The 12136-nt window shown below is 52.4% G+C and carries 10 protein-coding genes; 8 read left to right on the top strand and 2 right to left on the bottom strand.

Annotated features, from left to right (window positions below):
• Positions 1 to 403: 403 nt before the first annotated feature.
• On the bottom strand, positions 404 to 859 hold the full coding sequence (locus tag DES37_RS23805) for a YhcH/YjgK/YiaL family protein (protein WP_110028101.1): 456 nt from the start codon (positions 857 to 859) through the stop codon (positions 404 to 406).
• Positions 860 to 1564: 705 nt separating this feature from the next.
• Here DES37_RS23805 and arcA point away from each other — a divergent pair.
• The 8 genes from arcA to ridA all read left to right on the top strand — a co-directional run bounded on the left by arcA (position 1565) and on the right by ridA (position 9117).
• Entirely contained in the window at positions 1565 to 2785 is a 1221-nt protein-coding gene (gene arcA, locus DES37_RS23810) for an arginine deiminase (RefSeq protein WP_110028102.1), read from the top strand.
• Between the two features lie 18 nt (positions 2786 to 2803).
• Complete coding sequence (arcC, locus tag DES37_RS23815; protein ID WP_036114193.1) at positions 2804 to 3721, top strand: carbamate kinase; 918 nt, start codon at positions 2804 to 2806, stop codon at positions 3719 to 3721.
• Positions 3722 to 3803: 82 nt separating this feature from the next.
• Positions 3804 to 4808 (top strand): ornithine carbamoyltransferase, encoded by a 1005-nt coding sequence (argF, locus tag DES37_RS23820; protein ID WP_110028103.1) that lies wholly within the window; start codon positions 3804 to 3806, stop codon positions 4806 to 4808.
• A 68-nt stretch (positions 4809 to 4876) separates the two neighbouring features.
• Positions 4877 to 6349: an arginine-ornithine antiporter gene (arcD, locus tag DES37_RS23825; RefSeq protein WP_036114188.1), complete on the top strand. Its 1473-nt coding sequence runs from the start codon at positions 4877 to 4879 to the stop codon at positions 6347 to 6349.
• Between the two features lie 121 nt (positions 6350 to 6470).
• Positions 6471 to 6980, top strand: coding sequence for an arginine repressor (locus DES37_RS23830; protein WP_110028104.1), 510 nt, complete (start codon positions 6471 to 6473; stop codon positions 6978 to 6980).
• A gap of 203 nt (positions 6981 to 7183) precedes the next feature.
• Positions 7184 to 8119, top strand: coding sequence for an aspartate carbamoyltransferase (gene pyrB / locus DES37_RS23835; protein WP_036114185.1), 936 nt, complete (start codon positions 7184 to 7186; stop codon positions 8117 to 8119).
• 13 nt (positions 8120 to 8132) lie between these two features.
• Positions 8133 to 8594, top strand: a complete 462-nt coding sequence (gene pyrI, locus DES37_RS23840) for an aspartate carbamoyltransferase regulatory subunit (protein ID WP_036114182.1) — start codon at positions 8133 to 8135, stop codon at positions 8592 to 8594.
• A 118-nt stretch (positions 8595 to 8712) separates the two neighbouring features.
• A complete protein-coding gene (ridA, locus tag DES37_RS23845; RefSeq protein WP_036114178.1) occupies positions 8713 to 9117 on the top strand; it encodes a 2-iminobutanoate/2-iminopropanoate deaminase in 405 nt (134 codons plus the stop codon).
• Between the two features lie 83 nt (positions 9118 to 9200).
• On the opposite strand, the gene mgtA is transcribed toward ridA, so the two are convergent.
• Entirely contained in the window at positions 9201 to 11915 is a 2715-nt protein-coding gene (mgtA, locus tag DES37_RS23850; protein WP_425451737.1) for a magnesium-translocating P-type ATPase, read from the bottom strand.
• Positions 11916 to 12136 lie beyond the last annotated feature (221 nt).

Raw genomic sequence — 12136 nt, forward strand, 5'->3', positions numbered from 1 at the left:
ACAGGCGGGTGTGGGGTGTGGCCTCTAAATCGTTGAGGCGTGCCTGGCGGGCCGGGGCTGCCTGCAGGACGCAGGCAGAGCGACGGGAGGCAGGATGCCGACTCGGAGCGGTACCCGAACAAGCCGCCGGGGTAAGCCGAATGTCCGCGTAGCGGCGATTTTGCCGGCCACAAAAGGGGGTGTAGGGGGCCAGTGCCCCCTGCGGGCGCCGGGCGCAGTGGGTGAGAAAAAGCAGTGCATCTGACACGGCGCGCAACTGGCTCAGTACTGGCAGATTACTGTTACTGCGGTGACTGTTTCGCTCACCTACAGTGTGGTGAGAGTTCCGTTCACTTGCAGTGATGCACTCAATGTAGCTTCACAACCAGTGAACGGGCATAGGGGGCCAGGCCCCCTGCTCTACTCAATCATTCACACGCAATTTCACGACAACCTTACGTACTTTGCCGGGTTCACCAGCAGCACACAGCGGTTTATGCACGGTGCCCGGCCAGAATACGACGAAGTCACCTTCATTCAGCACAACCGTTTTCTCGTCCACGCCAGCGGCCAGGAACGCAATATCTTTATCTGCCAGCCAGTCAGTGTCTGGTTTGCCTGCCGAATGTGTGCTGAATGTCATTCCTTCTTTGCCATTCAGAACAATTTGAATGTCCAGGCAACGGGCATGATATTCCGCTTTGCGGTCGGCAAAGGGTTCTGTGACATCATTAGAAACCATATAAAACAGACGGTTGCCGTCAATTTCATATTTACCTGCGGGGGTTTCGTCAGTGACATGCGCTTTTACATACTCAATGGCCTGGCGTAACGCGTCTGGCAACCAGGGCTGCAAATTATGGATGTTACCAATGATCATGGGAGTTCCTTATTAAAACCGTGTTTCACTCTCTGATTTATACGATGAATCGTACTGCCATACCAGCGTAAATTATTGTCTTTGATATCCACCGCATGTTTATCTCCACTGATGTAAATCACTTGTTATTGCCCAGGCATTTTTTATGCACCTGCCATGCTGTATTTATGCGCAACTTATGCAAATAAGTGCATAAAACAGTCACCATCCTGTTGATTTTTATGACCATGCTAAAAAAAAGTCTTCACACTCACAGTTTTGTTTTTCTCTTTTCTATGCAGTTTTACGGTTAACTATTTCTCTCACAGTGGCGCTAATAAAATCAAAACGAGTACTTTTTGCATAATTATGCATATTTATCAAAATAACCATTTAAAATCAATAAGTTAAAATATTTGTTTCTTTGCATATTTTCACAAACACATAACAAACATAAATATTAAAACTCAACTACAGATTATTTATTCAGATTTAACTTGGTGCGATTTTCACTATTTAAGAGCCATATCAAACAAACAAAACAGTTTTGTTTTTCGGATTGCAACACCGCTACAAACTGCTTTTAATAACCTCAACAAAATAATTTACAGCCAATACTACCAGGCCGGAACAGCAGGCAATTACCTTTCTGTTTACTCAATAACAGGATACGGATAACTGCTATTTAAAACTGGCTTGCGGAATAAAATATAATGAGGATTAAATATGCAAAAACATTATGTCGGTTCAGAAATAGGGCAATTACGCAGTGTATTACTGCACCGCCCGAACCTTAGCTTGCAACGCCTGACGCCATCGAACTGCCAGGACTTATTATTTGATGATGTACTGTCAGTAGAAAAGGCGGGTGAAGAGCATGATATCTTCGCTAACACACTGCGTGAGCAGGGTGTGGAGGTGCTGTTACTCACTGATTTACTGAGCGAAACGCTGGATAACACAGAAGCCCGCGACTGGTTGCTCAGCACCCAAATATCCGACTACCGCCTGGGGCCGGCATTTGCCTCTGATGTTCGTGCATGGCTGGCTGATTTACCGCATCGCGAACTGGCGCGCCGCCTCACTGGAGGGGTCACTTATGGTGAAATACCCGGGCATATTAAAAATATGGTGACAGATACCCATAGCGCCACCGATTTTATTATGAAGCCATTACCTAACCATTTATTCACCCGTGATACATCCTGCTGGATTTATAACGGCGTTTCAATTAACCCAATGGCAAAAACAGCCCGCCAGCGCGAAACAAATAATCTGCGTGCTATTTACCGCTGGCACCCATTATTTTCTGCTGGTGATTTTGTTAAATATTACGGCGATGAAAATATTAATTATGACCACGCCACACTGGAAGGTGGAGATGTGCTGGTGATTGGCCGCGATGCGGTCTTAATTGGCATGTCTGAACGCACCACACCACAAGGGGTGGAATTTCTCGCCACATCACTATTCCAGCATCACCAGGCAAAACAAGTCATTGCGCTGGAGCTCCCCAAACACCGCTCCTGTATGCACCTGGATACCGTGATGACCCACATTGATATCGACACCTTCTCTGTTTACCCGGAAGTGGTGCGGCAGAACGCACAGTGCTGGGTGCTGACGCCCGATGGCCGGGGTGGGCTGAAACGCCAGCAGGCACCCAATTTACTCCATGCACTGGAACAGGCCCTGCATATCGACCAGGTGAAACTGATAACCACTGGCGGCGATGCCTTTGAAGCAGAGCGCGAACAATGGAATGACGCCAACAACGTACTGACACTGCGCCCGGGTGTGGTTGTCGGCTATGAACGCAACACCTGGACCAACGAAAAATACGATAAAGCCGGAATCACCGTACTGCCCATTCCGGGCAATGAACTGGGGCGTGGCCGTGGTGGTGCACGCTGCATGAGCTGCCCGCTGGAACGTGATGGCATTTGAGAACGGAGAACAACGAACATGACGGAACGTAAACCCACACTGGTCGTCGCCCTTGGCGGCAATGCACTGCTCAAACGCGGCCAGCCTCTTGAGGCGTCTGTTCAGCGCGAAAATATTGCACTGGCAGCACGGACAATAGCTCAACTCACCCGCCAGTGGCAGGTGGTACTGGTGCACGGAAATGGCCCGCAGGTTGGCCTGCTGGCTCTGCAAAATAGCGCCTTCGACAAAGTTGCCCCGTATCCGCTGGATATTTTGGGAGCAGAAAGCCAGGGCATGATTGGTTATATGTTGCAGCAAACCCTGAAAAACGCCCTGCCCGACCAGGAAATCAGTGTGCTGCTAACCCAAGTAGAAGTCAGTGCCAGTGACCCGGCATTCAGCAACCCGACCAAGTATATCGGGCCGGTGTATGACCGGGCTCAGGCTGAAACACTGGCCGCCGAAAAAGGCTGGGTTTTCCGCCAGGATGGCGAGTGGACACGCCGGGTGGTCCCGTCACCCCAACCGAAACGTATTCTGGAAAGTGATGCCATCAGCGCCCTGATCCAGCGCGGCCACCTGGTCATTTGCAACGGCGGCGGCGGTGTTCCGGTAGTTGAAAAAGGCGATGGTTATCACGGCATTGAAGCGGTGATTGATAAAGACCTCTCCGCAGCACTGCTGGCCCGCCAGATTGAAGCAGATGCACTGTTGATCCTGACCGACGCCAACGGGGTGTATCTCAACTGGGGGCAGCCAGACCAGCGCCCACTGGCACAGGTAACCCCGGCGGAACTCAAGACCATGACCTTCGATGCAGGCTCCATGGGCCCGAAAGTGGCCGCCTGCTGCCAGTTTGTTGAGCAATGCCACGGAATTGCCGGTATTGGAGCCCTGGAAGACGGCCTGGCGATTCTGGCGGGCGACAAAGGCACCCGTATCTCAAACAACTGATTCTCACTTTTTATTAACACACGCGTTCCCTGCCACCACCTGGCCGGGGCAGAAAAGTGTTATCCCAAAAAAGGATATAAAAATGACCATTTCACTGAAAAATAAAAATTTTTTAAAACTTCTCGATTTTACGCCTGCTGAAATTAACTACCTGCTGGAGCTGGCTGCTTCTTTGAAGGCTGACAAAAAAGCCGGAACAGAAAAGAAAACGCTGACAGGCAAAAATATTGCGCTGATCTTCGAAAAAACCTCCACCCGTACCCGCTGTGCTTTTGAAGTTGGCGCGTTCGACCAGGGTGCGCAGGTGACTTATCTTGGGCCGACCGGGTCACAAATTGGCCATAAAGAATCCATGAAAGATACCGCCCGTGTTCTGGGGCGGATGTACGACGGTATTGAATACCGTGGTTACGGCCAGGCCATTGTTGAAGAGCTGGGGCAATACGCAGGCGTCCCGGTATGGAACGGTCTGACCAACGAATTCCACCCCACACAAATTCTGGCCGACCTGATGACCATGCAGGAACATACACCAGGTCGTGCGCTGAAAGACATCGCCTTTGCTTACCTGGGCGATGCCCGCAACAACATGGGCAACTCCCTGATGGTGGGCGCGGCGAAAATGGGCATGGATATCCGCCTGGTGGCGCCCAAAGCATTCTGGCCAGAGCCTGAACTGGTCGCACAGTGCCAGGACATCGCCAAACAAACTGGCGCACGCATCATGCTGACTGACAACGTACAGGAAGGCGTGGCGGGTGTGGATTTCCTCTATACCGATGTTTGGGTGTCGATGGGTGAAGCCAAAGAAGCCTGGGCAGAACGTGTGGCACTGATGAAGCCCTACCAAATCAACGATGCCGTGGTGGAAGCCACTGGTAACCCACAGGTGAAATTTATGCACTGCCTGCCAGCATTCCATAACGATGAAACCACGGTTGGCAAAGAGATTGAAAAAACCTGGGGCCTGAAAGGGCTGGAAGTAACCGAAAGTGTTTTTGAATCCCCCCGTTCCATCGTTTTCGATGAAGCAGAAAACCGCATGCACACCATTAAAGCCGTCATGGTGGCAACCCTGGGTGAATAACACAGTAATGCGGCAGCAGAGCCTGCCGCATTATCCACAGGCTGCCCCCGGGCAGCGGGAGAACGACGATGGCAGATGTCACACATAGCGACACCGATTCCCATACAGCGGAACTCGGTGAGAAAAAATTAGGGCTGGGCGCACTGGTCGCCCTGGTTATCGGTTCAATGATTGGCGGTGGGGTGTTCAGCCTGCCGCAAAACTTTGCGGCGGTGGCGTCACCCGGCGCACTGCTGGCAGGCTGGGTTATCACCGGCATTGGTATGCTGTGCCTGGCTTTTATCTACCAGAACCTGAGCGCACGCTGCCCGGAGCTGGATGGCGGGATTTACAGTTACGCCCGCGCCGGGTTTGGCGACTTTATTGGCTTCCAGGCAGCCTGGGGCTACTGGTTTTCCGCGTGGCTCGGCAATGTATCCTATGCCGTACTGCTGTTCAGCGCGCTGAGCTTTTTTATTCCTGTCTTTGGGGAAGGCAACAACCTTATCTCTGTGGTTGGCGCATCAATTGTTCTGTGGCTGGTACACGCGCTGGTGTTGCGTGGTGTGCGGGAAGCCGCATGGATCAACTCACTGCTTACCATTATCAAAGTCCTGGTGTTAATTGTCTTTATTATCGCCGCCCTGTTGGCATTCAGAATGGGTATTTTTACAGCTGATTTCTGGGGCCGCGTGATGCAAACCAGTAACACGCACAGCAGCCTGTTCGACCAAACCAAAAACACCATGCTGGTAACGACCTGGGTATTTATTGGTATTGAAGGCGCAACCGTAGTTTCTGCCCGTGCCGCCCGGCGTTCTGATATTGGTAAAGCGACAGTCACCGGCTTACTGGGCGCACTGGCTATTTATGTGCTGGTCAGTGTGCTTTCTATGGGGATCCTGGACCAGGCCACGCTGGCCGGGTTGAAGAACCCGTCGATGGCCGGGGTGCTGGAACATGTTGTCGGCCCGTGGGGTGCCCGTTTCGTGGCTGGCGGAGTGATTTTATCTGTTGCCGGAGCACTGCTCGCCTGGACCTTGTTTGCCGCGGAACTCCCGCGAGTAGCCGCGCAGGATGGCATCTTCCCCGCGGTATTTGCCCGGGAAAACAGCCGCCATTCTCCTTCTTTCTCGCTTTGGATAACCAATGGCCTGATTCAGGTGTTTCTGCTACTGACTCTCTTCTACCAGGCAGGTTACCAGGCGTTGTTCTCCATTGCCACCGCCGCGATTCTACCGCCTTATCTGTTCAGTGCAGCTTATGGATTAAAACTGGCGCTGACAGGTGAGCGTTACCAGGAAAATGAACGCCGTGGCGGAGCGATTGCCCTGGGTATTATCGCCACGGTTTATGGTTTCTGGCTGTGTTATGCCGCCGGGGACTCCATGCTGTTGAGCGCCCTGCTCTTTGCCCCCGGCATACTGGTGTATATCTGGCAGCGCCGCATCCAGAACCGCCTTATGTTCAACAACGCCGAGTGGTGGCTGGTGATTGCCATTGTGCTGGCTGCAGCCTGGACACTGCTGCTGGTTTTGCAGGGTTCACTGAGCATAGCCTGATTTTTTTCCGGCCAGTTGACCTGAGCTTGCCAAAGGAAGACTGGCCCGGCGGTTTAAATAATCCAGTTATGTTAAACAGTTAGCACAATATTTAGTTTTATTTTGAAGAACAGGATGCAGTATGAAAACCCCGATTACATCGTCTGAAAAGGAGATGCAACAGTTGGCATTATGCCAGCGGTTAATCATCAACCACAGCTACGGGTGCCAGGATGCGTTACGGCGTGACATGCAACGCCACGGTTTTCAGGCCATTAGCCAGTCCACGATTTCACGTTTATTGCGTATTCTTGGGGTCATTAAAATTCGTAATGCCCGGGGGGAGAAAATCTACAGCCTCAGCCCGCAGGAACAGCCAGAACCCAGTGCCGGGCGGGCCATTGGCGAGATGGTCATCAGTGTGGAGCACAACGCCGAGTTTGTTATTCTCCATACTGTGGCAGGCTACGGGCGTGCGGTCGGAAAAATACTTGATTACCGTGCACTACCTGATGTTTTGGGCGTAGTGGCAGGCAGCAGTGTTGTCTGGGTCGCTCCCCGGGATGTCACTAAAACCCCCCATTTGCACCACAAAATTGTGCAAACTTTTGGCCTGACCGCCGTTTTACCGCAACCGATTGCGGTACGATAAAAAAATGTGCATTTACGCCTTGATGAGGAACTCAGGATGCGTATAATGCCGGACAATTTGCCGGGGGGATGCATGGTTACGCCAATTCCACAAGCCGTTTTGAGTACTCACCTGAATACAGGTGCTGTCTTCCCGTTGCACCGATCCAGAGCCCCTCGTTGAGGGGCTTTTTTTTGCCCGCGTTTCGTTAACAGGAGAGAAACATGGCCAATCCGCTTTATAAAAAACACATCATTTCGATTAATGATCTTAACCGGGAGGAGCTTGAACTGGTGCTGGCAACAGCCGCACAGTTAAAAGCGCACCCACAACCGGAGTTGTTAAAGCACAAGGTTATCGCCAGTTGTTTCTTCGAGGCCTCAACCCGTACCCGCCTCTCCTTTGAAACATCCATGCACCGGTTGGGCGCGGCTGTGGTTGGCTTCTCTGACAGCAGCAATACCTCGCTTGGCAAAAAAGGCGAAACACTGGCAGACACCATTTCGGTAATCAGTACCTATGTGGATGCCATTGTCATGCGTCACCCCCAGGAAGGGGCATCACGCCTGGCAACCGAATTCTCCGGCCATGTTCCGGTACTGAACGCCGGCGACGGCTCCAACCAGCATCCCACCCAAACCTTACTGGATCTGTTCACCATTCAGGAAACACAAGGCCGGCTGGAAAACCTGAATATCGCCATGGTAGGTGACCTGAAATATGGCCGTACCGTTCACTCACTGACTCAGGCACTGGCAAAATTCAACGGGAACCGTTTTTACTTTATCGCCCCGTCTGCGCTGGCAATGCCGCAATATATTCTCGATATGCTGGAAGAAAAAGGTATCCAGTGGAGCCTGCATGGCAGCATTGATGCCGTTATGGCAGAAGTGGACATCCTGTATATGACCCGGGTACAGAAAGAGCGCCTCGACCCTTCTGAATATGCCAATGTGAAAGCCCAGTTTGTGCTGCGCGCCAGTGACCTGGAAGGTGCCCGTAGCAATATGAAAGTGCTGCACCCATTGCCGCGTGTTGACGAAATCGCGACCGATGTTGATAAAACCCCTCATGCCTGGTATTTCCAGCAGGCGGGGAATGGCATTTTTGCCCGCCAGGCACTGCTGGCACTGGTTCTGAATGAAGATTTGGCACTGTAAGGGAGACAAGATAATGACTGACGATAAAAAATTGCAGGTTGAAGCCATTAAATGCGGCACAGTTATCGACCATATTCCGGCTCAGGTCGGGTTTAAACTGCTCTCTTTGTTCCAGTTGACCAAAACCGACCAGCGCATCACTATCGGCCTGAATTTACCTTCCGGTGAAATGGGCCGCAAAGACCTTATCAAAATCGAGAATACGTTTTTAACCGAAGAGCAGGTAAACCAACTGGCACTGTATGCGCCCCACGCCACCGTCAACCGGATTGACGATTACAGCGTGGTGGGTAAGAGCCGCCCCAGCCTGCCAGAGCGTGTGGATAACGTGCTGGTGTGCCCGAACTCAAACTGCATCAGCCACAATGAACCTGTCGCTTCCAGTTTTAGTGTGAAAGTGCGTGATGAAGCCGTCACCCTGAAATGTAAGTACTGCGAGAAAGAGTTTGCCCGGCATGTTGTTCTGAACGATTAAGTTCTGAGTGATTAAGTTGTGAATGACTGAGTACAGGCTGGCAATGCTGGCAATGGCCCGGATGCTCCCTATAATGGTGGGCATCTTTTCTACGGCTGGTTAATTAACAGGAGTAAATATGTCACGCGAAATCAGTACCGATAAAGCCCCTGCCGCTATTGGCCCTTATGTTCAGGGTGTGAATTTGGGCAACATGATTATGACGTCTGGCCAGATTCCGGTAGACCCGCAAACCGGTACCGTTCCGGAAGATATCACCGCCCAGGCTCGCCAGTCTCTGAATAATGTGAAAGCCATTGTGGAAGCCGCCGGGCTGGCAGTTGGCGATATTGTTAAAACCACTGTGTTTGTCAAAGACCTCAACGATTTCGCCACAGTGAATGCGGAATACGAAGCGTTCTTTAATGAGCACCATGCGGCTTTCCCGGCGCGCTCTTGTGTTGAAGTGGCTCGCCTGCCGAAAGACGTTAAAATTGAAATTGAAGCAATTGCCATTCCGCGTACTCACCTTTCCCTGGTGTAACGGGTAACGGAACCGCGGAACTGCAACAGTAAACGGCCTGCTCTATCAGCAGGCCGTTTGTTTATCTGGCAAAAACAGCGGTATTACTGCCAGCCGTAACGGCGGGTGTAAACCCCTTTCACCAGTTGTGTCAGCGCCATATATCCGGCGAGGATCCCCACCAGCCACGGGAAGTAGCTGAGCGGCAACGCCTGCAATTGCAGGTATGAAGCCAGCGGAGAGAATGGCAGCCACAACCCAATACTCATTACCACCAGCGTCATCGCCATCAGCGGCCATGCAGCGCGGCTCTGCAGGAACGGCACCCGGCGGGTACGAATCATATGCACAATCAGTGTTTGTGACAGCAGACCAACCACAAACCAGCCAGACTGGAACAAAGTTTGTGCTTCCGGCACATTGGCGTGGAACACAAACCACATCAGGCAGAAGGTCAAAATATCAAAAATGGAGCTGATTGGGCCAAAAAACACCATAAACCGCCCCAAATCTGCCGGGTTCCAGCGCTGAGGTTTCTGAATTTGCTCGTCATCCACGTTATCAAACGGAATGGCAACCTGGGATACATCGTACAGCAGGTTCTGAATCAGTAAGTGCAGTGGCAACATCGGCAAAAAGGGCAGGAAAGCACTGGCAACCAGTACGCTGAACACATTACCGAAGTTAGAGCTGGCCGTCATTTTGATGTATTTGAGCATGTTGGCAAACGTGCGCCGCCCTTCAATGACACCGGCTTCCAGCACCATCAGGCTTTTTTCCAGCAGAATAATATCAGCGGCTTCACGGGCAATATCCACGGCACCATCGACAGAAATACCGATATCTGCCGCACGTAATGCCGGGGCATCGTTAATACCATCACCCATAAAGCCCACAACATGGCCGCCCTGGCGCAGCAGGCGCACAATACGCTCTTTGTGCAGTGGCGTCAGGCGGGCAAAAACAACGGTATGGCGCGCCAGCTCTGCCAGTGCCATGTCATCCAGGGTTTCAATACTGTCTCCGGTGATGACATCCCCCGCATCCAGGCCCACTTCACGGCACACTTTCGCTGCCACCAGTTCGCTGTCGCCAGTCAGAATTTTGACTGTGATACCGCTGGCATGCAGGGCTTTCAGTGCCGGTGCGGTGCTCTCTTTTGGCGGGTCCAGGAATGCGATATAGCCATCCAAAATCAGGTCTGATTCATCTGCCCGGCTGTAATCCCCTTCCCGGGCGACCAGGAATTTACTGGCAACGGCCACCACACGTAACCCCTGGCGGTTCAGGTCATCCGTTACCTGGCGGATTCTCACCAGCAGCGCATCACTGAGCGGTACTATTTCTTCGCCCTGGCGCACATGGGTGCACACATCCAGCATTTCTTGTAATGCCCCTTTGCAAATCAGCAGGTGTGCATCCGGCGTTTCACTCACCACCACCGACATACGGCGGCGCTCAAAATCGAACGGAATCTCATCCACTTTATGCCAGTGCTCAACATTCGCCCTGGCCTGGAATTCGTCCACCCGTTCCAGCACCGCTGTATCCAGCAGGTTTTTCAGGCCGGTCTGGTAATGGCTGTTCAGCCAGGCAAGGTGCAGAACCCGGTTGCTGACTTCCCCGGCGGTATCTGTGTGGGTTTCCAGAATAATGCGGTCCTGGGTCAGTGTGCCGGTTTTATCCGTGCACAGAATGTCCATGGCACCGAAGTTCTGAATGGCATCCAGGTGTTTCACAATCACTTTCTGGCGTGACAGTTTTACGGCACCGCGCGCCAGTGTGGAGGTGACAATCATGGGCAACATTTCTGGTGTCAGGCCAACAGCCACAGACAACGCAAACAGTGCCGCTTCCCACCAGTCGCCTTTGGTGTAGCCGTTAATCAGCAGTACAACGGGTGCCATCACCAGCATAAAACGAATCAACAACATACTGACGCGGCTGATACCTTTCTGGAACGCGTTAGGTTCATTTTCCTGCTGTGTAACCCGGCCAGCCAGTTGCCCAAACCAGGTATTTCCCCCGGTGGCAATGACCATTGCCTGTGCGGTACCGCTCACCACGGTAGTGCCCATAAAACATAATGTGTCGCTTTCCAGCGGGTTACGTTGTTCAGCCTGGCGGCTGTGGGCTGCTTTTTCTACCGGCAACGATTCCCCGGTAAGGGAAGCCTGGGCGATAAACAGATCCCGCGCCTGAACCACCCGCAGATCTGCGGGGATCATGTCACCGGCAGATAACTTGACGATATCGCCGGGAACCAGTTGATCACAAGGGATCTCGCACCAGCGAGTGGTACCCAGTTCATCCACCATGCGCAACACGGTTGCTTTGTTGCTGACCATGGCTTTCAGCGCATCTGCCGCTTTGGTGGAGCGCGCTTCCTGCACAAAGTTCAGTAATGTAGAAATCGCCACCATCAACAGAATAACGCCCGTGGCAAACAAGTCTTCGGTTGAATAAGAGATGATTGCCAGCACAGTCAGGAGCAGGTTAAAGGGGTTGCGATAACACTGCCACAAGTGAACCCACCAGGGTGTGGGCGCATCTTCCGGAATACGGTTGAAGCCATGCTGTGCCCGTGCCCGCGCTACTGCATCGGCAGCCAGCCCTTCCGGGTGGCTGTTAAATGCCTGCCAGAGTTCGTTTTCTGGCATTTGCGCCACTTTAAGGCACTGTTCAGCAAGGCCTGCTGGCATGGTGCCGGCCTGGTGTGCTGAACGGCTGTCCAGTAATGGATCGCGTGCCACCAGGCGGTGGGGTAAACGGCGAATCAATTGAGAAAAGAGACGACGAGTCATTTTTTTTACATGCATAACTATCCCTCCGTGCGCCTTCACAGCCAGTGGCAGGCACACAGAACAGCACCACGCAGGTACCCACAGGGTTGCGTGGCGAAAACAAAAACAACAGGGACGTCATACGAAGACGCCGCTGCATTACATGTTCCAGTAAGGCAACGGCGGAAAAAGGCGTGTCTTACCGGGTGAGGTAGTTCTCGGTTAAATGAGGTGCTGGATCAGGGTCCATGAGTCCT

The organism is Mangrovibacter plantisponsor (assembly GCF_003182475.1).
Classification (GTDB): domain Bacteria; phylum Pseudomonadota; class Gammaproteobacteria; order Enterobacterales; family Enterobacteriaceae; genus Mangrovibacter; species Mangrovibacter plantisponsor.